The organism is Armatimonas sp. (assembly GCF_043757465.1).
Taxonomy (GTDB): Bacteria; Armatimonadota; Armatimonadia; order Armatimonadales; family Armatimonadaceae; genus Armatimonas.
On record NZ_JAYVPL010000055.1, the window covers coordinates 11,853 to 36,461 of the forward strand.

The 24,609-nt window shown below is 60.1% G+C and carries 17 protein-coding genes; 4 read left to right on the forward strand and 13 right to left on the reverse strand.

Annotated elements, in window-relative coordinates; all coding sequences use genetic code 11:
- Positions 1-130: 130 nt before the first annotated feature.
- From ACH2ED_RS06955 to ACH2ED_RS06995, 9 genes are all read right to left on the reverse strand, one after another.
- Positions 131-4,087 carry a GDSL-type esterase/lipase family protein gene (locus ACH2ED_RS06955; RefSeq protein WP_395089671.1) on the reverse strand — a complete coding sequence of 1,319 codons (3,957 nt, stop codon included), beginning with the start codon at positions 4,085-4,087 and terminating at the stop codon, positions 131-133.
- Between the two features lie 70 nt (positions 4,088-4,157).
- Complete coding sequence (locus tag ACH2ED_RS06960; RefSeq protein ID WP_395089674.1) at positions 4,158-6,032, reverse strand: FAD-dependent oxidoreductase; 1,875 nt, start codon at positions 6,030-6,032, stop codon at positions 4,158-4,160.
- A gap of 9 nt (positions 6,033-6,041) precedes the next feature.
- Positions 6,042-8,195, reverse strand: coding sequence for a hypothetical protein (locus ACH2ED_RS06965; protein ID WP_395089675.1), 2,154 nt, complete (start codon positions 8,193-8,195; stop codon positions 6,042-6,044).
- Complete coding sequence (locus ACH2ED_RS06970) at positions 8,188-9,033, reverse strand: family 16 glycosylhydrolase (RefSeq protein ID WP_395089678.1); 846 nt, start codon at positions 9,031-9,033, stop codon at positions 8,188-8,190. The genes ACH2ED_RS06965 and ACH2ED_RS06970 overlap by 8 nt, the downstream gene beginning before the upstream one ends.
- Positions 9,034-9,040: 7 nt before the next feature.
- Positions 9,041-10,291 carry an MFS transporter gene (locus tag ACH2ED_RS06975; protein ID WP_395089680.1) on the reverse strand — a complete coding sequence of 417 codons (1,251 nt, stop codon included), beginning with the start codon at positions 10,289-10,291 and terminating at the stop codon, positions 9,041-9,043.
- Positions 10,288-11,037: a phytanoyl-CoA dioxygenase family protein gene (locus tag ACH2ED_RS06980; protein ID WP_395089683.1), complete on the reverse strand. Its 750-nt coding sequence runs from the start codon at positions 11,035-11,037 to the stop codon at positions 10,288-10,290. Before ACH2ED_RS06980 ends, ACH2ED_RS06975 begins: the two co-directional genes overlap by 4 nt.
- Complete coding sequence (locus ACH2ED_RS06985) at positions 11,027-11,746, reverse strand: prepilin-type N-terminal cleavage/methylation domain-containing protein (protein WP_395089685.1); 720 nt, start codon at positions 11,744-11,746, stop codon at positions 11,027-11,029. The genes ACH2ED_RS06980 and ACH2ED_RS06985 overlap by 11 nt, the downstream gene beginning before the upstream one ends.
- A 63-nt stretch (positions 11,747-11,809) precedes the next feature.
- Positions 11,810-12,715 (reverse strand): helix-turn-helix domain-containing protein, encoded by a 906-nt coding sequence (locus tag ACH2ED_RS06990; RefSeq protein WP_395089687.1) that lies wholly within the window; start codon positions 12,713-12,715, stop codon positions 11,810-11,812.
- A 41-nt stretch (positions 12,716-12,756) separates the two neighbouring features.
- Entirely contained in the window at positions 12,757-14,604 is a 1,848-nt protein-coding gene (locus tag ACH2ED_RS06995; RefSeq protein WP_395089688.1) for a DUF6785 family protein, read from the reverse strand.
- Positions 14,605-14,762: 158 nt separating this feature from the next.
- Between ACH2ED_RS06995 and ACH2ED_RS07000 the strand changes: the two genes are divergently transcribed.
- Positions 14,763-16,682 (forward strand): ATP-dependent DNA helicase RecQ, encoded by a 1,920-nt coding sequence (locus ACH2ED_RS07000; RefSeq protein ID WP_395089691.1) that lies wholly within the window; start codon positions 14,763-14,765, stop codon positions 16,680-16,682.
- 17 nt (positions 16,683-16,699) lie between these two features.
- On the forward strand, positions 16,700-17,362 hold the full coding sequence (locus tag ACH2ED_RS07005; protein WP_395089693.1) for a DedA family protein: 663 nt from the start codon (positions 16,700-16,702) through the stop codon (positions 17,360-17,362).
- Here ACH2ED_RS07005 and ACH2ED_RS07010 read toward each other — a convergent pair.
- From ACH2ED_RS07010 to ACH2ED_RS07025, 4 genes are read right to left on the reverse strand one after another with little or no spacing between them, the layout of a single operon-like run.
- Positions 17,280-18,179 carry a WD40 repeat domain-containing protein gene (locus ACH2ED_RS07010; protein ID WP_395089695.1) on the reverse strand — a complete coding sequence of 300 codons (900 nt, stop codon included), beginning with the start codon at positions 18,177-18,179 and terminating at the stop codon, positions 17,280-17,282. The two genes, ACH2ED_RS07005 and ACH2ED_RS07010, sit on opposite strands and share 83 nt — an antisense overlap.
- Positions 18,176-19,483 carry a DUF1501 domain-containing protein gene (locus tag ACH2ED_RS07015; protein ID WP_395089697.1) on the reverse strand — a complete coding sequence of 436 codons (1,308 nt, stop codon included), beginning with the start codon at positions 19,481-19,483 and terminating at the stop codon, positions 18,176-18,178. The genes ACH2ED_RS07010 and ACH2ED_RS07015 overlap by 4 nt, the downstream gene beginning before the upstream one ends.
- Positions 19,473-21,452: a DUF1549 domain-containing protein gene (locus tag ACH2ED_RS07020; RefSeq protein WP_395089699.1), complete on the reverse strand. Its 1,980-nt coding sequence runs from the start codon at positions 21,450-21,452 to the stop codon at positions 19,473-19,475. The genes ACH2ED_RS07015 and ACH2ED_RS07020 overlap by 11 nt, the downstream gene beginning before the upstream one ends.
- Entirely contained in the window at positions 21,449-22,438 is a 990-nt protein-coding gene (locus tag ACH2ED_RS07025; RefSeq protein ID WP_395089701.1) for a hypothetical protein, read from the reverse strand. Before ACH2ED_RS07025 ends, ACH2ED_RS07020 begins: the two co-directional genes overlap by 4 nt.
- A gap of 37 nt (positions 22,439-22,475) precedes the next feature.
- Between ACH2ED_RS07025 and ACH2ED_RS07030 the strand changes: the two genes are divergently transcribed.
- Positions 22,476-23,405 (forward strand): phytanoyl-CoA dioxygenase family protein, encoded by a 930-nt coding sequence (locus ACH2ED_RS07030; RefSeq protein WP_395089703.1) that lies wholly within the window; start codon positions 22,476-22,478, stop codon positions 23,403-23,405.
- Positions 23,392-24,597, forward strand: a complete 1,206-nt coding sequence (locus ACH2ED_RS07035) for an enolase C-terminal domain-like protein (protein WP_395089704.1) — start codon at positions 23,392-23,394, stop codon at positions 24,595-24,597. The genes ACH2ED_RS07030 and ACH2ED_RS07035 overlap by 14 nt, the downstream gene beginning before the upstream one ends.
- Positions 24,598-24,609: the final 12 nt, after the last annotated feature.

Sequence of the window (24,609 nt, forward strand, 5' to 3'; positions counted from 1 at the left end):
TCAAACCCGAGGGTTTGAAAGGCTAACGATTTTAGTTCCACCCTCCACACCAAACACTACGGGAAGTATGCCCGACCCGGAACACGAATGTCAATTTTTTTCTCAGAAAAATACGGCAGCGGGAAGCTTGCTATCGTCCACGGCCTTGGTGATTCCTAGCTGCGAGGCAATACTTGTCAGCCAGATGTGCTGGTCGCCAAAGCTCTGGTGGGGCTGTGGGTTCCACTTGTGTGTATTGACCCCGTAGCCTAGCGGGCTGACCAAGTCGTTCTCGATAATATCCAGCTCTTGATTGGTTGCCTTGGGGTTGGTTCCCCCGGAGCCATCGTGGGTCATGAGCCAGAACGACGAGTGCCAGCCCGCACCAGGAGAAGTCTTGAAGCGCGCCGGTGTAGTGCTTATCGCCCGCATCCTCTTTCTTGAGCTCCAGCCACAGAAAGCCGTCTTTGACCGTGACATTCTCGGGTTTCTGGGTGCTCCAGTGCTTGCTGTCGGTGCGGTAGCCCTCTCCCGACCAGCGCTGCTCCCCGACAATCAGGATGCCGCTCAGGTAGAGGCCATTTATCGCAAACGGTGTCTTGTCTGCCATGGTCTTGCTGACAGCACTCTTGTCGGGGGCCTTGGCCAGCAGCTCGAGCTGGACATCGTGGTCGGTGTCCGTAAGCGTCTCCGGGAAGAACCAGGGCTTGAGAAAGAAGCGCCCCGGCTGCGAGTAGGCATCAAAGAGCGTCCCCTCGACGCTTTTCCCGTCCACCGTCACGCGAAAGATTCCGTTCTCCGGCCCCTTGAGCCCCACCAGCCCGAGCTGTGTCCCTTTAAACCGAAAGGCGATCCGTGCGCCCGGCTGAGTGGCAGTCCAGGTCGGAGGCACTAGCCCACCTTTCTGGGTCGTGAGGTGCGGGTCGGTGTCCGAAACGCGGCTCCAGTGGGAGCTTAGCGTGAGCGAATCCAGCGTGAGAAGCCTTGCCCGCTGCCAGTGGCCCGGGCTGAGCGGAGCAGGGAGCGCATGTGCCCCCTTTGTCCCTGTGGCAAAAAAGCCCGGCAGTGCCCCCGCGAGGCGCTCGGCGTAGAGCTGGTGCCCGGCTGCACCGGGGTGAACCTTGTCTTTGGTAAAGCCCGCGCTGTCACGGGGCGAGGTGAAGACCAGGGTTCCTGCCGCCACGCGCCGCGCCACTTCGACCCCAAAGTTCAGCGAGGGAATGCCGTAGTGCGCCGCCACACGCTCCATTGAGACGGCGGAGCTCTGGTAGCGCCCGGCTTTTAGCTCGGGGAGCATGTTCTCGCTCACGGTGTAGACAAAACAGATGTCGGTGGTGGGACGGGCGGCCCAGGTCTGCCGCACAATCCCCTCCAGCTGCGCCTCGACTTTAGCAGAGCCAACCCCGTCGTTGACGGCAAACTCGACAAACAAGAGATCGGGTTTCTTGGAGAGCACATCCCGCTCCAGCCGCGCCGCCCCGAAGTTCGAGCCCGTGCCCGAGACGGCGGCGAAGATCTCGGTGACCGCTGACTTCGGGAACTGCTTTTTCAGGTTCTCCCGCGTGTGGACGCGCCAGCCCTCCGCTGCCGTGATGCTCCCGCCCAGAAAGGCAACCCGTAGCGGCTGGCCCGCAGCGCCCTTGGCAGCGACATTGGGCAGGCCCCCGCGTGGGTAAAACTCTGCAAGCGGGGCAGACACTGCGGGTGTTTGGTGAGGCGGAGACAGAGGAGGGAAAAATATCATGGTTCTCTCTGGAGTGTGATGAGCTCGGTTTTCTGGAGTGTGCCGCGTGGCACTCATGCCGAGCAGCTCTTTCTGGAACTGGGGCCGAATCTGCATTCCCGGGATCTTGAGCGTGGCAATGCCCTTTGGGGCGAGCTTCACACGGGGATTGATCGGATGACCGGGAAGGAGCCCACCGTTGAAGCTCAGGACGACCGTCACCGGCTCCGACGATTGGTTTGTCAGTGCCAGATAGAGCGTCTTGCCATCGCCGCTTCGGGCGGCGATGTAGTTCACGTGGGGGATGCTCACTCCGACGAGCCCACGGGGCATCCAGAGCCAGACATCTTTATCCCCCTCCCAGACTCCCGGGCGGTCGCCGTAGATGCGGCTCTTGAGGTAGGCGTAGCCCTCGGCGTAGCGTGCGGGGAACCGAATCGCGCCGTGGCTGCGGGTCTCTACCTCAGAGATTAAGTAGTCCAGCACCAGCGCGATATGCGGCCAGCCGTGATTGAAGTGAAACGAGTTGTAGCTCAGCTCCGAAAACGCATGAAGCGGGTAGTCCGGCTTCTCGTAGACCGTCGTGCGAGCCGTGTTCATGTGGTAGCCGGGGAAGCTGGCGTAGCGCCCGATTATGGCGGCGCGTGCCAGGTCGTGCAGGAACGTGTCGCCCGTGCGCGCAGCGATTCGCAGTAGCCACGGGGCGAAGCAGGTCAGGAAGATCCCCCGGTGCCCGACACTCGTCCCGGATGCCTCCGCCGTCAGCCCAATCTCAGAGAGCCGCCACGCAGGGACAGTCTCCTCGGGCACGGGCATCGGTCCCTTGGTGCGCTTGGCAAGATAGCTATAGACCGGCGCTTTCCCGCCTTTATTCACCGTGATGCTCTCTTGGGGAATCGCGGGGCAGAGCCAGATAAACTGCGTGAAGCGCAGCGCCGCTTCGTGGGCCGCGTCCTGGTAGCGCGTCTCGCTGGTCGCTTCGTAGAGATTCCAGAGCGCAAAAAAGTCAGGGACAAAGCTATTCCAAAAAAACGTGCCCGGTGCAAACGCACTCTGCCGCGTCTGCACCTGCGACTTCAGGTAGGCATCGGCCTTCGTGCGTGCGGCATCGAGCCAGCGCTTCTCTCCCGTTGCATAGAGCGCCGCCAGCTCTGAGAGTGGGGCGCACGGACCGAGCAGCCGCCATGACGGGTTCTGGATCTTGATGTCCGGCGAGGTCGAGAAGAGGAATTTTTCTCGGGAGAGCAGGTACTCGATCAGCGGGTAGGCCCGCTCTTTATAGATCCCTGGGTCGTCGAGCACCAGCGCGGCGGAGAGCGGGTGGAGCGCGGAGACATTCTTCACGGTGCCGGGCGCATCGGTCTCGTAGGAGAAGCCCTTGAGCTCTTTATTGAACTGGCTGTACTCGCTCAGCCCGTAGGTCACCATGTTCTCCAGGGTCTGGTTGAGCGAGTGGGTCGTGCTCTGCCGGTAGTCGCGAAAGCCGTAGAGCCCTCGCGCCAGGCTCTGGTAGGTTGCCAGCAGCGACTGCGGCTGCGTGATCAGGCGGAGCGAGAATGTAAACCCCTCACTCGGCTTGCGCTTCGAGCCCGTGCCACCGAGCATCGGCGCAAAGAGCATCGGGCGTGCCTTGCCGTCGCTGTCGCGGAGTGCCACCCCGAAGCGGGAGTTCTCAAAAGTCGGGAGGGGCTGAAACGGCAGCTCGGCAGGCTCGGCGATCAGGCCGTAGGTCTGGTTCTCCACCATCACCAGCGTGGTCGGGAGTGGGCAGTGAAAGGCGGGCGTGAGAAACGAGGCGCTGGGGAAGCGCTTCTCCTGCCAGATCAGCGGCTGCCAGCTCTCCTGAGTGTGTGCGGATTCCGTGGCGGCGGCTCCGAGATAGCCCACGGAGTAGAATCCCGCTCGCTTGGGTGTGAAAGTGAAGCGCAGGCGCGGGCTCTCGCGCCCCGGCAAGAGGGTCACCTCTGCCGTAAGCGTAAAGTCGGCGTGCTCGGCAAAGTGCCAGTGGACAGTCCGGCCCACCACCTCGCTCCGCACGGCCATGAGTGTAACCGAGGCGGCGGCGTGGAAGAGATCGCCGGTTCGGTTGCCCCCACTGCCCTGGAGTGTCGTGGGGTTCAGACCATCGCCCGCCGTGACCGTGGTGTCCGTCGGCGCGGCTTTCAGCGAGCCGTCTGCCGTTTTCGAGGCGGTGAGCCACGTCGGGACGCTGTAGTTGATGCCCTGCGGCAGCGCGGCGCGGCGCAGGGCGAGCTTCGGGTCGCTGTCTCGCAGGAGCACTAAAAATTGCGGCGCAAAGCGGGTTGGAGCGCCTCCGGTGTTTGCCGAAACCGACAGCGTACCGTCCGACTGAACCATCAGTGTGTAGGCCGCGTTCTTCAGCACGACAGGCACTAGATGTAGTAGTCCGGGTCACGAAAGATCGCTCGTGCGGGAACGGGCAGGAGGGTAAGCGTCATGCTGCCCCTCCTCTTGCCTTTCCTTCGGTTGCTTCCAGCCCATTTTCCGGGGGCGCAAGATCCTCAGCCGAGAGCTGGGCCACGCGAGCAGAAAATGAGATTCCCTGCGGGAACGGCGTCTCTTTGGCAACAAACGCATTGGGAGAGAGCGGCTCGAAGGCAAAAACACGAGCGGATTCGGCTCCCCAGGTGCTCTCGGGAACCAAGCGAATACTGGTCGCACGAACACCGGGAAGACCAATGCGGAGAAGGCGCTGGTAGTTCTGGGTTGTTTGGTGTACGGTATTCCATGCCCCCGTGGCGCTCTCCCGAATGTCTAAACGAAAGCCTTGCAGCAACGACGCAGGCACGGCGTGCGCGCGGGTCTTCTGAGGATAGACATGCGCCATACGCTTCTCGTTGCTCAGGTCAGAGTCCAGGGTCAGGCGCACGCCCCCCAGGTGGACGGCTTCGTTCCAGTGGTACTCCAGAGCGCCGCCCAGTGCTCCCGTCCAAGCGTGCTCACTCTCGGGACGATCCCGATCCCTGCCGTCGCGCACCTTCTCCGCATCATGTCCTTCGGTAGAGCAGAGCATCGCTTTTTGCGCCAGCTCGCTGAGGGGGCGTGTGAAGCCGGGAAGGAAACAGTCGTCATCGAGGAGCGTATTTTGCAGTAAATGCACGTCCAGATTGGCCGGAGCGCAGCGGTTTTTCACGCACAGCGCCGCCGCCGTCCCTGCCGCCTGCCCGATCACAGCGCACGTTCCCATGACACGCGTAGATGAAAGTGCGGCGTGGGTGACGGAGATATTGCGCCCCGCAAAGAGCAGGTTGGGGACATTGCGCGAGTAGAGGCTCCGAAACGGAATCCCGTAGGGCGAGGGCGCGGCGTGAAAGATCGTCGGCTGACCGGGGTAGTAGATTCCCGCCGGGTGATGGTCGTCCATGCTCCAGCCCCCGTAGGCCACCGTGTCCGTGAAGTTTCCCCCTGCCCGCACATCGTTCTGGGTGAGGATATGCGCCCCTTCGTAGCGGCGGCTCTCGCGCTTTCCGGGTAGTGAGCCCACCCACTCCAGCGCCCAGTTTTCGGCCTGCGCTCTCTCGGGGGCGTAGTTCTTAATATAATCCCAGACCCCATAGGCGATCTTCATCAGCTCATCGCGAATCTCCTCGGCATCTTTGATCGTGTCGCAGAGCCCCCCGACCTCGATCCACCAGAAGTTATGGGCATTGACCCCGCGCATCCGGTTGGGCAGGTCTTCGGGCTTGGTGAACTTGTAGGCCCACGACGGTGGCGTGTAGGGCTGCGACTCCTCCGTGCGGCGGATCTGGATCAGCAGACTATTGCCCATCGTCTTAGCATCCGCGTTCGCTGGCTCGATGTCCTCGTCGAACTCGGCGCGGGCTTCACGACCACTTCGCCAGGCTGCGGGGGTCAGCGCCGCGAGAACACTATCGCCGGAGCAGTCAACAAACTGGGTGGCGTGAATCGTGTGGCGTGTCTGGCTGGTGGTCTGGTAGGCCTCGATGCTCGCGATGCGCTCGCCGCTCATTTGGGCGCAGGTGCAGGCGCAGCTGAGCAGCGGCGTCAGGTTGGGCTCGAAGCGCACGGCGGCAAAAAGCACACTGTCCCAGACCGAGTAGTTGCGCGTGGCGTTTCGGTAGAGGTTCTCCAGCTGGATCTCCTCCAGAATCCCGGTCTCTTTATTGTTCTTACCATGCGCTCCACAGATCCACATCCGCACCTCGCTGGAGGCATTCCCCCCCAGCACCGCGCGGTCGTGAACCAGCACTGTCTTTGCGCCATTTCGGGCAGAGGCAATCGCGGCGCACATCCCCGCCATCCCTCCGCCGATCACACAGACATCGAACTCATGCGTTGCTTCGTACATTATTTTTCTTTATTCTTCCGTTGCCAGAACCCCATGGCCATAGCGCAGGGTTCCCGTGGCGTTTGTCGTGGTTTGAAAGAGCGTCTGCTCTGGATTGACCGCGTTGAGGAGTACGGTCGCCGTGCCCACCGTCACGGTAGCCGTCGGGGCAAAGACGGGCGCTTGGAGCATCACCACTTTCCCTTTGCGCGTGAGCCGTGTGGCCTCGCGGCAGGTGTAGGCCAGCCCCACATTGAAGGCCGAGTTGAACGCCGTCCAGCCCTCCGGGTGCCGAAACGCGCCGTCGGGGTTGTTGGGATAGTGCTCAGACGCCGCCGTGGAGGAGAGCGTCCCCCGTACCAGCTCCAGCCGGGCGCAGGTGTCATCGGAAAATTTCTTGGGCCAGCCACGCTCAACCCCATAGAAGTCTTTGGGGCCACGAAATGCTGCATGCGCACCGAGGGGATTTCGACCAAAGAGCGCATCGAAGTGAGCGGTGGCGATTACCCTTAGCCGCTCCGCTTGCTTCGTATCCCTTATGCATCTTGCCACCGAGAGGGCACACGCCGGAAAGCCCGCCACATTGCCCGGCTCGTTCCAGCCCGCACCACCGTGTGAGCCCGCCGTGAAGCGTGGCAGGGTCCAGTTGGCCTCGTCGTACTTGCGAAAGTCGTAGGCATTCTCGGAGCGGGCGATCATCATGTCGGCCCACTTCGTCAGCCACGGTCGAATCTGTGCTTCGGCGTGCGGCAAGAGGGTCGTCAGCCCTGTGAGGAGCATGTGCTCACTCATGCGCTGGCCTTTTGTCACTCTAGGGTCGGCGGGGTCGAGCTTCTCACAGACCCACGTTGCCTGGGCAATAGCCGTGTCCAAGAAGCGCTTCTCTTTCGTCGCTTCGTAGAGCAAGACATTGGGCAAGATCGAGTGTCCGGGGCACTCGCGGCCTTTGTAGTCCCCCACTTCGGTTTGGATTCCAAAGCTCCAGTGTTTGAGCACGAAGGCTTTGGCACGCTCATAAACACTCACCGGGAGCCAGCGGGAGAGCTGCGGCCAGGCGTAGAGGAAAAACGCAAGCTGCTCGACCGTCTGTGGATGGATTCGCCGCCCTTTAGGGTCGCCCGACGGATCAGCGCTCTCGGGTTTGACCAGGAGCCAGCCGACTCCCCAGTGAATGAGCTTGATAATATCAGGGGCATTGGGCTTGGGTGGCTCGATCTCACGGAAGTAGGCTTGTGCGGCGTCCAAGGCTCCTAGATCACCGTTGGCTTTTACTTGCTTGAAGCTGGCGGGCAGTGGCTTCCACTCCACCTCGCGCTTTGCCTGCTCAAAAAACGAAGGGTTGGCGAGGTAGAGCATCACGAGTGAGGGCATCTCGTAGCTGTAGTAAGTACCATCACGCCAGGCCGAGCCACCGTACGCCGAGGGGTGCGTCCCAACTAGCGAGCGGCAGTCCACGAAGAAGCGCAGTGCAGGGTCCAGCGAGGCGCGTAGGGTCACCAAGGGCGCGATCGCAAACGGATCGGAGACCAGCCCTGCGGCTTCAATGCGCGCCTCGCCGCACGTTTTGAGAGCGGTAAAGTCGCCGATACCACGGCGAATACTCCCCGTGAACACGACTTTCTCGCCTTGCTTAACCGCAAACGGGGTGCCGTCGGGGAGGGTGGGTGCGGTGAAACGCTTGGATGCGTCGGGGTCGTAGCCCGTCTGGTTGACGAAGAGCGGGACGGGCCGAGAGCGAGGCGTCTCCCCCGGCAGCACGAGGCTGGGGTAGCTTGCCGCGGGTGCAAAAACACGCACCTCGACAAGGCGTACGGTGCCTACATCCGCGAAGACCAGCTGGAGTGAGTCTGTCATCACGGTTTTTTCAAATAGCAGCTCGACCACAGCCTTCGCATTGTCCGTGACGCTCGCCAGCGTGCGCCCGGCACCGTCGCGCACACTCAGGCTCTGAAACGCACTGCCCCACGCGCCGTCGTTGAGCCAGCCTGTCCCTAGCTGAAGGCAGGAGATGGTCTGCAGTGTCGGCCAGCTCAGGGTCAGTGTGTGCGGCCCCGTGCTCCCACTCACCCAGCGGCTCTCGTTGGTCAGCTTGCCATCCGTTAGGTTCGTCGGCGCATAGCTCGGATTGAGCACAGACGAGGCTTTGAAAGTCGCGGTCGTAGCAAGGTTGTTCTGCCTAATCATTTCGTTTAAAAACTCGGACGTAGTCAATTGAGGCTTGCGCGGTGCCCCCGTCTTGAAGAAACTTGTTCTGAAGGACATTGCCCGTCACCCAGTCGTTGACACCAAAACAACTCCCGGAGAAGATGATGTAGTGCGGCACTTGTGGGATCAGCGTGGGCTTGTCTATCGTGCGGACCAGCTTGCCATCGTAGTAGAACTTGAGCGCCGTTGGAGACCACTCAAAGCCAATGGTGTGGTACTCCTGCGTGTGCAAGCCCGGCGCTTTCACCATGGCTCCATTTGACTTGTGCGCGGGCTTTGCATAGCCATCCCAGTGTAGCCCCGTGGAGTACGTGTCCCCGGCTTTGTTGCCCTCGATAATATCAATCTCCGCCCCATCGTTGGCGGTGCCATCGGTGACGCCTTTGGGAGAGGTCAGCCCTTCCTGATCGGGCATCATCCAGAACGCTGTCTGGTAGCCATCGGGCTTAACTAAGTGCATTCGTGCCTCCAGATAGCCATAGGTCGTCGAAAAGTGCCCCTTGGAGTTGAACCGCCCGGCGAAGTAGGTACTGTCCTCGGTCTTGGACTTTCGGTAGTAGATACAGGCACTGCCCGCTTTTACCTCGACCTGTGCAGGGTCGGCTTTGACAGTGATATCGGGGCGCTTGCGGCTTGTGGTCTCGACAGTCCACTTGACGGGATCGATCGCCGTGCCATTGAACTCATCGGAGAAAATCAGGCTCCAGCGGTCTTTGCTATCTACGGGCGACGACGCGGGCCTTGCCTGCGGGGGAGTCTGTGGGTCAATGGGTGTCGAGACGGTCTGTAGCAGACAGAGGAATAAAAAAGGTTGCATAGTTTTTCTATCTTTTCTTAAGAGCAAGGCTCAGGAGGGCGAAGGCGCAGAGATGGAGTCCAGAAAGCGCAAAAAATGTCGGACGGTAGCCAAAAGCACCGACGGTGTTTCCAACCAGAGAGTTCATCAAAAGCCCTCCCAGCGTGCTTCCCGCAGCCACTAGCCCAAAGACAGTGGCGAGCTTCTCTTTGGGCACTAGATCCGTGACGAGTGTGCTTCCGTTGATCATCCAGGCCATGTGTGCCAGTGTGACGGTCATCGCAAAGGCCAGCGCCCCATTCACCGTCGGGGAGAGTACGATCAGCGCCGTGAGCGGCGTCAAGCAGGCGCAAAGAAGCATCACTCGAAGCCGTCCTGCGACAGTGGGCATCCCACGCTTGATGAGCACTCCCGAGAGCCAGCCGCCGCCAATCGCGCCAAAGTCCGCGGCGAGAAAGACGACCCAGGTAATGCTCACTTGCTGTTGTGTCAATCCGCGCTCCGCCACTAGGTACTTAGCAAACCACGACTGAATGAAGTACCAAAGTGGGTCGGTGAGGAGGCGTGCTAGAAGCAGGCCAACCACAACTTGCCCCCTACCCCCACCACCCTCACTTCGTGGGGTACCCGGGCGGGGGGACAATTCGGATCTGGATTCCTCTTTCCCAGTGAGGGACGAACGCCCGGGAGAGGGGGCAGGGGGAGAGGTAATCGGGGCTGGGGAGAGGTTACTCCGGTATATCAGCAGCCAGGGAACCAGCCAGAGAAGGCCCGCCGCGCCGGTGGCAAAAAACGCGTTCTGCCAGTGGCCAGTTGAGGCCAGCCAGAGAATTAGCGGCGGCGCGATAGTCGCTCCAATCGTCGCCCCGAGGGTGTAGAGACCAATCGCAAGGCCCCGCTCTTTGGCGGCAAACCACTCGGAGACCAGCTTGGGAGCCGTCGTCCAGTTTCCTGCCTCGCCCAAGCCTAAGAGAAAACGAAACGCACTCAGCGATACCAGCGAGCGCGAGAGCCCCGTGAGCATGTTGGCCACAGACCAGAACGAGATATAGAGTGCGAGCGCCTTTCGTGGCCCCAGCTTGTCGGTGAGCCGCCCGGAGACTAAGTACGAGATCGTGTAGGCCACTAGGAAGAAGTTATTGACCATCGCGTACTGCGGGTCGGTCATTCCTAGATCTTTTTGGATGGTCGGAGCCAGAATCGCCAGGGTCTGCCGGTCCACGTAGTTGAGCACCGAGGCCAGAAAGAGCAGTCCAACTAAGGCCCAGCGCAAGCTCATGGGTTCGCCTCAGGCGGCGCAACAAGCCGGTTGAAGCCTAGCTTGTCGGTGCCGCGAAGCTGGATATTAGCGTGGCCCGGAAAGAGCGGCGCAATGTCGTGGGTAACTTTGACAAAGGGAACCGTGATGCGTAGGGTCATCCCCATCCGCCGCTTCTGTGAGATATTCTTATTGGACTGGTGCAAGGTTCGCTCGTTAAAGAGAAAGAACTGCCCCGGAGCCAGCTCCATCGGGATCGCTTTGGTGGCATCTACTTGCGCCGGGTCAGCTTCTTCGCCAAACGCCATGCCATCGCGGCTCGGGACATGATGAATGAGCTTCTTGTGCGAGCCTGGAATGAGATTGACGCAGGAGTTCTCGATAGTCACGGGGTCAATGGCAAGCCACGCGGAGAGGTTCACCACAGGCTCCAGCGGCCAGTAGTTAAAATCCTGGTGCCAGGGAATCTCGCTCCCGCCGGGCTCTTTGTTAAAGAAATAAGTCGCCCAGAGCACCAAGTCCGGGCCGAAGAGGCTCTCGGCACGGTCTAAGATTGCAGGATGTACGCAGAGATCGTAGAGAAAGCGCTGATCGAGATGGCGGCACTGGAGGCGGCTTTTGGGGTTAGGGCCATCGGTGGTGAGCACTTCGGACTCAATCCGGGTGCGAATAACAGCCATCTCATCGGGGGGGTAGAGGGTAAAAGGGCCGAGGTAGCCCAGCTCATGGAACTGAGCGACCTCCGCAGAGTTCAGGCTAAAAGGCACGGGTATAGTTTTTATTGTAATCCACCGTGATAGGATCGTCAGGGATAAATCCGTAGTCACTGGAGCGCATGGACTTGGCTTTTCGGTGCTTGGCATGGCCGTCGCAGAACAGCACGTTGCCGCCCTCCATGTGAACCGTCGTGTAGTTCTCCAGAGTACCGATCCCACGAGGAAAGTGCCACCAGGAGTAGGTTCCTGCGGCAGCACTGACCACACGGGGCCGCATGAAGGCGAAGTTGCGCTTGTTGAATAGCTCCTGGGTGTAGACGATGTCCGCGGGGTTGGGAATGACCGCGATGGTCGCTCCAATTACCGCAGCATTGCCCAGATAGCTTGTGCAGCTATCGGGGATGGTTGACGCGCTACATGCCTGTGTTCCCGTGACATCGGGCACCGACGGGCAGTAATAGATCCCTTTGTTTTTAGTGTAAGGAGTCAGGCATCCCAGAAAATTAGGGGTCGTCGCTACCACCGCCGGGGAGTTGAAGTTCGCCACTCCATCGTTATAGGGAGGATTGGTCTCGTCGTAGTCCTGGGTGTACATCATCAGAGCCAGCCCCACTTGTTTGAGGTTAGAGAGACACGCCGTTGCGCGGGCTTTTTCACGGGCCTGGGCAAAGACGGGGAAAAGAATCGCGGCAAGAATCGCGATAATCGCGATAACCACTAAAAGTTCGATGAGGGTAAAGGCTCGGTTGCGACTTCGCATAAATAAAGCTCCTTAAACAGAGTGCGGTGAGAAAAGCATCTTGACTGTCCCACTCTAACTATTTTAGAGGCTTTCCATCAGGGTTGGTTTATCCGCCGCAGACGATTTATTATCCAGTTCGCTCCCTCCCAACGTGCGCCACTTCGACGGTGGGAGCTGGAAGCGCTCGGTGAAGACGCGGCTAAAGGTGTAGATGCTCTCAAAGCCAATCGCCTCCCCCACTGCCGCAATGGTCATGTGGGTGCTACGGAGCAAGCGACAGGCACGCTCTAGTCGCCGCTCCATGAGGTAGGCCTGGGGGGAGACACCAATAAACCGGTGAAAGCTCCGCCGGAGGTGTGCGGGACTGACGGAAAACTGCGTGCAGAGCTGGACGGGAGTGATGGTCGGGTCTTTCTGAATAGCCCAGAGTGCCGGAACCAGCCACTCGGGAGCTCCGGTGACCCGCAAGGGACGCTCTTGCTCGTGTACGCTCAGCGCACGCCAGCAAAGACCAAACACTGCACGGGCGAGCCCATCGCCAATCAACATCGCCTGCTCGTCACGCGGCAAGCTGGTTGGTAAGTACCCAAGCCCATTATCCGGCCACTGTTGCGCTGCCTGCTGCATCCACAGACAGAGAAGCCCACGTGTCGTGGGGTCGGGGTGCCATTGAATCGAAGGATGAAGCAGAGGCAGGATATCCAGGCGACCAAAGAGTTGTGCCTCTAGCCCAATGGACCACCAGACAACACCTGTATCTGTGAGCAACCGTTCACGATCCACATTGCGGGGCAAGAGAAGAGCATCCCCAGCTTCTAAGACCCATCGCTTGCCATTTAAGACGGCCTGAAGCTGTCCCTTCTCCACAAACCAGACAGCACCAAACTCTTGGACTGTGGATGCGGTTTGCGTTCCAGGTTTCCAATCATGCCCATTTGCCCAGACTAAGCTTATGGTGACATTATTGAGTAGCTCTTGTCCTAACATCGTTGTTTTCCTGCCCCCTGTCCCCCGCCCGGCGGGGGAGATTATGCCGGTAGAACCTGATAGGCAATTCCTGTCAGGACACCCATGATCACCCAGAAAACGGCGCTGAGCGCATCGCCAAGAATCAGCCCGAGGAAAAACGGGAGAGCAAGGCTGTAGGCTCCCATTCCCCCCAGGCGCAGAAGTAGCGTCTTCGCCAGCCAGCCCAGCAGCACTGAGAACCAGGCCATGTGCAGCCCGTAGACCGGCGCGGTGAGAAACCCAATCGGGTGTAGGCCCATCCCGAAGCGCACCCGGCAGAAAAGTAGCCCCGCCACAACAACAAAGCCGCCCAGCACGTGCCAGAGGTTGCTCACCGAGGGGCGCAAGGGCGACGAGGCCGCGCTGGCGGCAAGCTGGAGCGGAATCTGCGGCCCCGTCCGAAAGGTCCACGACTCAAACGCCGCCGTCCCTCCGGAGAGATAGGGCAGGCGAATCAGCGCGAAGCCCGCCACGAATACGGCCACGGCTAGAGTAAGTCCCGCGATCCCGAAGAACTTGCGCGGCGACAATCCCGTCTCCGAGGCCACCCGTGCGCCGCCTAAAAGCCCTGGTAGAAGCAGCTCGCGGGTGTTGTAGACAAAGCCGTACTCAGCCCGATAAAGCGTGTAGAGAGTGGGAGGCGCGACCGCGTTCATCCCCAGAAGCGGCCCCAGCACATCGAATGTCGTGAAGGGCATCGCCATAAAGAGCACCCCCGCCTGACAAGTTGCCCACGAGACCGTGATCAGCGCCAGGAAGATCATGAGTAGCGATGCCAGAATCAGCGCGGGAGGAATCCCCGCCGCCCACTCCCAGAGCACGATGCCCGTCAGTGCGCCATAGAACGCCCGCCGCAGGAGAGTGTCAGTTTCCAGTGTGGTGCGCAGGTGCTGCCGTGCCCCCCAGAGAATCCAACCTACCAGCGCAAGCGCTCCCCCAAACGCCTGGAGCGAGTAAAACAGCCGGAAGCTAAAGCCGCTCAGCGAGGCGGGCTGATCCCAGTTCTGGTAGCCCGCGATAAGGCACTGTAGCTTGAAGAGCACAAAAAACAGCCAGAGCGAGAGCCCCACTTCGCCCGAGAGCAGGAAACCAATCCCCACCGCCAGCGGAAAGAGCGAGAGCTGAAGGGGCCCAATCTGGTTGAAAGGCGGCTCGGTGAAAAAGTCCATTGCATGGATTGTCGTGGTCAGCTCCGGGAGGGAGGGGTAGAGCTTATGGAATCCATTGAGGCCATGAAGCACCAGCGCCAGCCCTGCTCCCATCCAGAGCGCTGGGCTCCGCAAGAGGTGCGACTTTGGCTCCGTGAGCAAGAGCGGGAGCTGAACAAGGGGGAAGGCGAAGCGCTCGCTCTCGATCCATTGCTTGCGCAAGAGCGCGGCCACACAGAATGTCAGCACAAAAAAGCAGAGAGCAAAGGCGCCCCAAGCCAGCAGCGGCAGAAACCAGGCGCTCCAAGGAACGTGCTCCAAGCCGCGTGGGTAGCCATTGAAGAACGCCTTCGCCGCCTCGGTATCAGGCATCTTGAGCCACTCGGGCATCGTCCCCCAGACCTTGCGCTCCCAGTCGTTGGTCGAGGTTGAAAAGTAAGCGGGAGCGGGGATATTGGGGATAAACGTCCGCATCATCCCCGAGCCTGGAATCCCACTGGCGAGCAGGGCCATGCTCCAAAGCGTTAGCTTTTCGGTGCGAGTGAGCCAGCGGATGGGCAAGGGCAGGAGCAGGAGCAAGAATGCCAAGGCCAACACGGGAAACTGGTTGCCCCCCACCGGGGATGCGAGGAGCTTGAAGTTGTTGTAGGGCGTGAAGAGGCAAAGCCCCACCACCAACAAGAGTCCCAGCCCAATCACCCGCTTGCGCATTGCCCTCATTGTGCCTGAATTTTGGACGATTCGTTTATCCGCCACAGCGGAATCGTTATCCGATTCACTCTCAATTTTGCCCGAACCTTCCCTTGTGATACCCTCAAGGCATAAAAATACTTCGCGCTTTTTATAAGAATCGGATAGCCTGAACCGTTATACAGGCGATGAACACAAAACAACTTTTAGAGAAATACTTTGGCTTTTCCGAGTTCCGACCCGGCCAAGAACAAGTGGTGGAGACGCTTCTTGCGGGGCGCTCGGCGCTCGCGGTCTTTCCTACAGGGGGTGGCAAGTCGCTGTGCTACCAGCTCCCCGCACTGTGCTTTGACGGCGTCACGATTGTCGTCTCCCCCCTCATCGCTCTGATGAAAGATCAAATTGATTTCCTGACCGCGCGGGGCATTCCGGCGGCTCGGCTAGACTCCTCGCTGGGCCTCGACGAAGTACGGAGCATCGGGGATGGACTGGCAAGCGGGACACTGAAGCTGCTCTATGTCTCGCCGGAGCGTTTTAATAATGAGCGCTTTTTGGGACAGCTCCAGCGCACCAAGATTTCCCTCTTTGCTATTGACGAAGCGCACTGCATCTCGGAGTGGGGGCATAACTTCCGCCCCGACTACCTAAAGCTCGCCGAGGCCGCAAGGCGCTACGGAGCCGAGCGCGTGCTGGCGCTGACGGCCACCGCGACTCCGCAAGTGGTCAAAGACATTCATGAGGCGTTTGGCATCACGCCCGATGATGGTATTGTCACGGGCTTCTACCGCCCCAACTTGGAGCTGGTGATAAGCCCCGTCACGGCCACAGAGCGCGATGGTGTGCTCTTGCGAGTCCTTAAGCAGCGCCCCCCGGGGCCATCCATTGTGTATGTCACGCTCCAGAAAACCGCCGAGCGCCTGGCCGCACTCGTGGGCGGGAGTGGACTTCCCGCCGAAGCCTATCACGCAGGGATGGAGAGTGAAGAGCGCAGCGCGGTTCAAGAGCGCTGGATGGCATCGGATCGGGGGATCGTAGTGGCGACCATCGCATTTGGAATGGGGATTGACAAGAGCAATGTGCGCTATGTCTATCACTACAACCTCCCTAAGTCGCTGGAGAGCTACAGCCAGGAGATCGGGCGTGCGGGCCGCGACGGCGCAAACTCGGTGTGCCACATTCTAGCGTGCCTGGACGATGTTCCGACCCTAGAGAACTTTGTCTACGGCGATACGCCCACAAGAACCGCGCTTTTTTCGCTCCTCACAGATCTGCTCTCACATGGCCCCGAGTTCGATGTCGCGCTCTACGATCTCAGTACCCGTCACGACATTCGTCAGCTTGTCCTCAAGACGATTCTGACCTACTTAGAACTCAACGGGGTTCTCCGACAGGGCACGCCGTTCTACGCCGCCTACGAGTTCCGCCCCCTTCCCAATCAGAACGCGGTCAGCATCGCCGCTGCTTTTCCCGAAGCGCACCGCAAGCTCATCACCGATGTTTTTCTCACCGCAAAACACGGACGGCTCTGGTACAAACTCAACCCAGAAGAGGCCTCAGAATCCCTCACCGTGGAGCGCGGTCGCATTGTTCGCGTCCTGGAAGTGCTGGAAGAGCGCAGCCATATCGAGCTGCGCACCGCCGATGTGCGCCAGCGCTTCTTCCGGCTCAACCCCACCGACGATACCGAAGCCCTCACCGACGAGCTAGATGCCCGCTTTGTGCTACGCGAGAAAAACGAGCTGGTGCGGCTCTCTAAAGTTGTGAAACTCATCGGGCTGGGAAGCTGCCAGACCAACGCCCTCACGGCGTATTTTGGCGAGCGCCGTGCCACACCCTGTGGTCACTGCTCGTTCTGCCTCACCGGTGAGGCCCAGCGCCTCCTGGAGCCGATACCGCCCCGGCAAATCTCAGCAGCACTCGCAACCGACGTCCAATCCCTGCGCACCACCTATCCTGAAGCCCTCGGTGAAGACAGGCAGCTAGCCCGTTTTCTGTGTGGCATCACCAGCCCCGCCGTCTCAAAGGCACGTTTAGGCCGCCATAAGTGCTTCGGTATCCTGGAAGACCATCCTTTTGGCACCGTCCTGGAGTGGCTAGAAAGCGGCTAGGGTATACTGACCGCGTTATGTCCCAGCTTTTAGAGATTCTCCGACACTTCCCTGAATGGCTCGATAAGATCATTGCCCAGTACGGGACACTTACCTATGCGATTCTTTTTGCCATTGTCTTTGTAGAAACCGGTGTGGTGATTTTCCCGTTTCTCCCCGGTGACTCGCTACTTTTTGCTGTGGGAGCAGTTGCAGCCCGGCCAGCATCGCCGCTGAACATTGCCTTGCTCTACCCTCTTTTTCTTGTAGCGGCGTTTTTAGGGGATAACTGCAACTACTGGCTAGGCAAGAAATTTGGGCGAAGTCTCTTCAATAATCCAAACTCAAAGCTCTTCAAGAAAGAAAACCTCTACAAAACAGAGGCGTTTTTTGCAAAATATGGCCCGAAGGCCATTATTCTGGCGCGATTTGTGCCGATTGTCCGCACCTTCATGCCGTTTGTGGCCGGAATGGGAGCGATGACCTACGGGCGTTTCTTGCTCTTCTCCGTGACGGGCGCTGTGCTCTGGGTCGGACTGTGCGTGACGGCGGGTTATTTCTTTGGCAATATTTCCTTCGTCAAGAAAAACTTTGAGCTGGTGCTGATCGGAATTATTCTCATCTCCGTGCTCCCAATGGTTTTTGAGTTTTTACAGCATCGGAAACAAGCGGCCCTGGCGAAGGCACAGGAGCGCCGCTAAGCGCATTCCAGCGGCGAACTGCTCCGGCAGAGTCGCCGGTTGCGAGAATCTTGCCGTCGGGGGAGATCGCGACACGTAGTAGCCAGCCCTCACTAGCTTTCCAGTGCTCCAAGACACGGTCGCTGTCGGCCTCAATAACGCGGACGATGCCCTCTTCGCCGCCCGTGTAGAGCCGTGTGCTGTCGGGCGAGAAGGCAACACTGAGTACACTGCCCTCAAAGCCTCGGATAATTCGAATCAGCCGACCGATCCCAGGTTGCCAGAGGCGGACGGTTTTATCCGCACTTGCCGTGACGCAGCGCGGCGAGCGGGGCTGAAGCGCGAGCGCATAAATGCGATCCGTGTGCAGGCTCAGTGTGCGCTTGAGTTTGCCCGTCGCAGCATCAAAGACACGCAGCGAGCCGTCGCTGCAGGCGGTGAAAACATCGGCTCCGTCGGTGGAGAAGGCGACATCCAACACAAGCCCGGCGTGGCCTTCGAGCTTCTGCGCTCCACAGTATGCCGTGCCATCGTGGCTGGCCGTGGGGAGTGTCTTGCCATCCGAGGAAAAGGCGAGGCCGACGATCAGGTCCGTGTGGAGCTTGCGTGTCTCGCGGAGCTTTCCCGAGGGCCAGTCCAGCAGGCAGACCACGCCACTCTCTCCGGGCACTCCGCCGCCCACGGCGAGCTTTGTTCCCTCCGGTGTAAATGCCAGCGCATGCACCTGTGCAAGAGGAACCGGGAACGCTGTCACCCCGGCGGTGAGCTCGCCGTAACCGCCCCAGATCAGTGTCTTGCCATCCGGGGCAAAGCACAAGGCAGCAATCGGGGCTCTCATACGAGCTCTTTGAGCATGATACCGTCGTTGATGAGCCGTAGAGGGCGACCATCGGGATGGTGGTACTCCGTTGCGGGATCTATCCCGAGGAGCGTGAGAATACTGGCCGAGAGATCCTCGGGACGAACCGGGCGCTCGGTAGGCGACTCGCCGCTAGCATCGGTCTTTCCAATCACCTGCCCGCCGCGCACACCGCCGCCTGCCAGACAAGCAAACCCAGCACGGGGCCAGTGATCCCGCCCGCCCAGTGCATTGAGCTTCGGGGTTCGGCCAAACTCCCCCATCAGGACAACCAGAGTGTTTTCGAGCAGGCCGCGCTCCGAAAGATCCGTGAGCAGCGCGGCGTAGGCCCGGTCTAGTGCGGGAAGCTTCCCGCTGCCTGGAAAAAGCGCGTCGGGGAGAGTCTTGGCGATATTCTGGTGTGTGTCCCAGCCACTGTCCACCACGGTAATAAAACGCGCCCCCGCCTCCACCAGTCGCCGCGCCGTCAGGCAGGCAGTGCCGAGCTTACTTCGTCCGTAGCGCTCGTGCAAGCTTGCGGGCTCACGCGCAAGATCAAACGCGGCTTTGGCCTCCGGTGCGGCCAGAAGACGGTACGCTTGCTCGTAGGCGGCATCGCGACTCTGGGTGGCTGCGTTTGCCTCCACAGTCTGGGAGAAGCGATCCAGTTGCTCTAAAATCGCCCGTCGCTCACCCAGACGCTCCAGTGTCAGGCCCTCAGGCAGCGCCAGATCTCGGGCTTGAGCAGGATCTCTCCCCACAGCGAACGGACCAAATGCCCCTGAAAGATACCCGGGGCCCAGTGCGGAAGTTGCTTCGGGGAGCACTACATAGGGTGGCAGCGCGGCACGATTCCCCCTCTCTTTCGCGACAATGCTCCCGAGGCTCGGATAGGCGAGCGCGGGGTTGGGCCGGTGGCCCGTGAGAAGAAAATGGCTACCCGTGTCGTGGTTGCCCAGCTCGTGGGTGAGTGAGCGGATCAGCGCGACTTTATCGAGCACTTGCGCCGTGCGGGGCAGGTGCTCCGAGAGTGCAATCCCTGGAATGCGGGTAGAGATCGTCGAAAACGGCCCCCGCACCTCGCTGGGTGCATCGGGCTTAGGATCGAACGTGTCCAGGTGCGATGGGCCACCGTCCAGCCAGATCAGAATACAAGACTTCCCCCCCAGCCCCCGTCCAACGGAGGAGGCGGCACTAGCCCGCAGAGCATCCCCAAGCGTCAACCCAAGCGCACTGAGCGCCCCGACGGTTAAGAACTCGCGACGATTGACTCCATCACAGCGCAGGGTTGGTTTAGTGTGCATACGCAAACTCCCGTGTGTTGACCAGTGCCCAGAGCAAGTCCTCTGTGGCTCTCAGACGATTCTTCTTCAGTAGTGCTTCGGCGTAGGCACGCTCCGAAGCAACCGGGAAGCGAGAGAGCACCCGCAGATACAGCTCCTCCACAAGTGCCGCATCGGTCGTCTGCGCGACAAGGAGCCTCTGCGCCCCCTCCTTCACCAGCTTCTCCAGGGGTGCCCCCGCAAGCAAGTGCAGCGCCACCGAAAGACCACCCACCTCAGACATCGGTGTGCAGTCCGATTCTCTGCGGCAGCGCCCGAGAATCTCCAGCGTCTCCGAAGGCACATCGGGCTCTGACAGCGCGATGGCGCGTCCAGAAAACCCGAGTGAGGCCCCCGTCGCCGATGCCAGCGCATCCGCAAGCACCTGCGCCCGAAGCGGCTTAAGTAGGGCTCGCGAGAAAAGCTTCTCGTCCGTTCCTCGGCTACTCTGCTGGTAGGCCTCTGAGAGAGCAAGCTGTCGCAGAGTCACCCGCAGATCAAAGCCCGAGCGCGTGAGCTGAGTGGCGACAGCGGCGAGAACTTTCGGATGAATCGCGGGATTTGAGGGACGCAGGTCGTCTAGCGGCTCGACGAGCCCCCGCCCGAAGACCGCACTCCAAAGTCGGTTGGCGAGCAGCGCGGCAAAGCGCGGCGAGGCCGTTGCCCATGCCGCCAGCTCCGTGCGGCTTGCCAGCGCCTCATCGGTGCCTAGCGCCCGCGCAGTCATCGGTTTGCCAGTCTTGGGATGCGGCACCTGACCCGCACGTCCAAAGGCTGCTGCGAAAGCATGGTAGTCGGTGCGGGTCCAGCGGTCGTAGGGGTGATTGTGGCAGCGGGCACACTCCACACGGGTTCCCAGCCAGGTCTTCGCAAAGAACTCCGAGAGATCACGGGGATCACTGGTCGTGCGCCAGAAGCTCTCCTGCTGCGTGAGAAGCTCGCTCACGAGCGTGTTCAGCGGCTTGTTCTTTGCGACACTCTCACGAAGCCAGGAATGGTAGCGCGGCGCCGCATCGGAACCAAAACGCTTGCTTGAAATGCGCAGCAGATCCGCAAGCTTAAGTGTCCAGAGATCCACAAACTCCGCACGAGCGAGAAGTGTGTCTATAAGCTTGTCACGGTCGGGCTTCGCCAGAAACGCCCGCACTTCTGTACTCGTCGGCAGTGTCCCAATGAGATCAAGATGGGCACGACGCAGAAAAACGACATCGGTGCAGCGGGGAGCGGGGCTGAGATTGAGGCGTGCCAGCTCCGAAAAGAGCGCAGCATCCATGGGATTCCCCGAAATGCGAATTTCGGGAGCCTTCCCGGGAAAGGGAGCACCCAACCGCGCCGCACTCACTTGCCCTCGGTAGCGCACCATAACGGCTGCAATCCCGCTGGCACGAATACTCACCACGCCCGCGCTATCCACTTGCACCACGGCTTCATCAAGTGTGTCATAGAGCGCGAGGGGCGTGACATTCTCCGTGGAGCCATCGGCGTAGGTGGCACGCACCCGAAGGGGAACCCGCGCCCCAATCGTTCGAATCGCCTCGCCGGGTGTGACACTCAGCTGGGTCACGGCTCGCCCTCCCCCCTTGCTTTGCGGGGCCCCTGCCGCAAGCCAGCTCTCGACTACCTGGTAGCCTGCGCTCCCTGGCTCCAGCCGTACGCCGCCGCCATGCCCGAGCCCCCCCATCGTTTTTTTGAGCAGTAGGCTCGCACCAGGTTTATCGAGCCGCACACGGCGTCCCCCAAACTCACGCACCAGCACATCGTAGTCGCTCGCTGCATCATCGCCGAGAAGGCTAAGCTTAAGCCCCCCACGCCCAATCGCCGCCCCGTGGCACACTCCCTGGTTGCATCCCGCCTTGGTTAGGTAGGGCAGCACCTGCGACGAAAAATCTGGCACCCCAACACGTGGCGGTGCAAAAAGCACCGTGAGTGCGAGCAGGGCCAGGGCTTTCATTTTTTCAGGGAGTCCACAAATTTCTGGCCCGCTGCCTGGGCGTAACTGGTGCCGTACTTGAGATGGAGCACACGAATCCAGCCGTCGTAGGCTTGCTTTTCCAGCTCCGGCTTGCCCTTTATATAGGCTCCCACTTCTTTTAACACTTCATCTACACGGGTGTCCGAGTTGGTAGGCTGGATAAACCCACGCAACAGTCCCATAAGCTGCGCGTCGGTCGGGGCGGCTCCGGGTAGTGGCCCCGCGAGCGGCGCAGGCTGGCCTTTGAGGTCGGCAAGCTCTTTTTTAAGCGCCGTCACTTCCGCTTGCAGCGCGGCAACAGCATCACGCAGGCCTTTCTCGGTGGTGAGGTCGAAGGCAGGGGTTGGAACAGAGCCAGGACGCGGAGCCATTTCGCGGACACGCCCCCCGGAGCCACCACGTGCAGCCATCCACTTTGCATCCAGCTCCGCAACACTGGGAGGATTTTTGTCGCCAATCGCCTCCGCAATGGCTTTCATAATTTTCGGCGCATCCGCAATTCCGGGCTGAACGAGCGCGAAGCTTGCGGTGGTCTTACCCCCTTTCCCTACCAGTACCGTCAGCAAACACTTCTTATTGAGCCCGTAGCTGCCCGGCCCCTCCAGGCCATCAGGTGAGAGAGTGGGCGCACTTCCCAGCTTTAATGACTGCTGCACGAGCGGAATACGCTTTTCCCCTTCCAGTCGATCCCCATAAAGAACAATATGATATAGCTTTAGCAGCTCCTTGCGCTCGGAGCCGTACTGATCCACCACCCGAACCAGAGGCAAAATAGAACGCTCAACTCCATGCCAGAACACTAGAACCGTGGGCTGGTCACCGGGGATGAGTGTTTCCTCTAGTGGCATCGGTGTCCCGACCACTTTCAGAACCTTGAAGGCGGAAAGCTTCTCACCGGGCTGCGGGCCGGAGTAGACGGTGTCTTGTACCCACCACGGCGCAGTGGCGATTATTGCGGTAATCATGGCCTATTGTAACGCATTTGAGTGCTACAATGTCAGCATGGAAACAGCCCCTAATCTGGAGAACCGAATCACCGTTCCCCGTGTTTTGAGCGACGAGCAAGTTGCATTTTTTGTGGAGAATGGCTATCTAGTTCTGGAGAGTCTAGTGACTCCCGACGAGATTGAAGAGCTGCGGCGTGACACGGTGCAGCTAGCACGCGGCGGCTATCCGTGCGAGAACCTTCAGCCGCTACCCGCTGATCTCACCGACGACGAAGCACTGCGACGAATTCTCTGTATTCACCAGCCGCATTTTGTCAGCCCGGTGATCCAGAAGTATGTCAAGCACGCGAATATCTGCGGTGCGCTCAGTCAAATTACTGCCGCACATCTGCCGTTCTGGGATGGCTCAGTGAAGTGCATGCAGTCCATGCTCTTTGTGAAACCTCCCACATTTCAGGGGCAGGCATGGCATCAGGATGAGATCTACATCCCGACACGAGATCGCTCACTAATTGGGGCATGGATCGCGCTCGATGACGCCACAATCGAGAATGGGTGCCTCTGGGTGATCCCCGGCTCCCATCAGCAAGGCTATCTCTATCCCCAGCGCGATCACAGTGACACCGAGGAGCACGACTTCGGACAGCAGAGCTACGGCTTCGACGAGAGCTGTGCCGTTCCCGTGGAGGTTCCCGTTGGTAGTGTCGTGTTTTTCAATGGCTACTTACTCCATAAATCGCACAAGAACCGCAGCGAGATCTACCGGCGCGTTCTGGTGAGTCACTACATGAACGCCTGGAGCCACTTACCGTGGAGCCTGGCAGCGGGTGAGTCCGTCGCCAAAGCGGATCGGCGTAGCGTGATTCCCGTGGCCGGAGTGGATCCCTACACCTGGAAAGGCTACGACAACCCGCCACAAAATGTCTGGCTGCGCACCTGTAAGGCGACGGAGGAGCAAAAAGAGGTCCCCCTTGCAAATCCGTGACTTTCGTATTCACTCCCTCGCCATCTCTGATCCGCCTCTGCGCTCGTCGTTTGGCTTGCATGCTCCCCTTGCGCTCCGAACCGTCATTGAGCTGGAGAGCGCCGATGGCATTATCGGAATCGCGGAGACCCACGGTGGCGACGGCCCGACACAGGCACTGGAGAGCCTACGCACAAGAGTTATCGGTCAGGACGCGACACGGCTTTTCGTCTCACTTTCGGATCTTCAGGGCCAGAGCGCCTACCGAATGGCGCTTTCAGCGCTTGAAGTAGCGAGCCTGGACCTGATCGGCAAGACAGTCGGGCTCCCCGTGCACGCGCTCCTCGGGGGTAAAGTGCGCGATAAAGTGCCGTTCTCTGCCTACGCCTTCTACAAACACGCCTGGGGCGAGTCGAAGTACGGCGAGGCGCTGACACCTGAGGGATTAGTCACTCAGGTGCAGCAGCTCATCACCGACTATGGCTTTGGTTCCATCAAGCTCAAGGCGGGCGTCCTAGAGCCCGATGCCGAAATAGAAACGATCAAGTTGCTCCGCCAGACACTTGGCCCGGAGGTTCCCCTACGTATTGACCCCAACTGCGTCTGGAGTGTGGAAACTTCCGTTAGAGCGGGTAAGGCTTTGCGCGACGAGCTCAGCGACGGGGGTTATCTGGAAGACCCGGCGCAGGGAATCGCCGGGATGGCGGCGGTGCGAGCGGGCCTGCTCGATCAAGGTATCCAAACGCCACTGGCAAGCAACATGGCCGTCACCTCATTCGCCACTCTAGCGGAAGCGCATCAACACGATGCTTGCCAAATCGTGCTGGGCGATCATCACTACTGGGGCGGCCTGCGTGCCGTCGCCGAGCTAGGACGGGTGTGTGAGACTCTGGGAATAGGGCTCTCCATGCACTCCAACAGCCATCTCGGAGTCTCGCTGATGGCCATGGTACATGTCGCCGCCGCCACGCACCACCTCACCTACGCCTGCGACACGCACTACCCTTGGCAAAAGATCATCGCCGAGGGCCGCATCCCGATTACTGGGGGCAATGTCAGTGTCCCCGATCTGCCCGGCTTGGGTGTCACCCTCAACTACGACCAATTGGAGAAGCTCAAAGAGCGCTATAAAAACAGCACCTACCGTGTTCGCGACGATGTGGCGGAGATGAGAAAACAGGTCTCCCCGAACTGGGAACGTCGCCACTGGTAGAAAGAGTCTGAT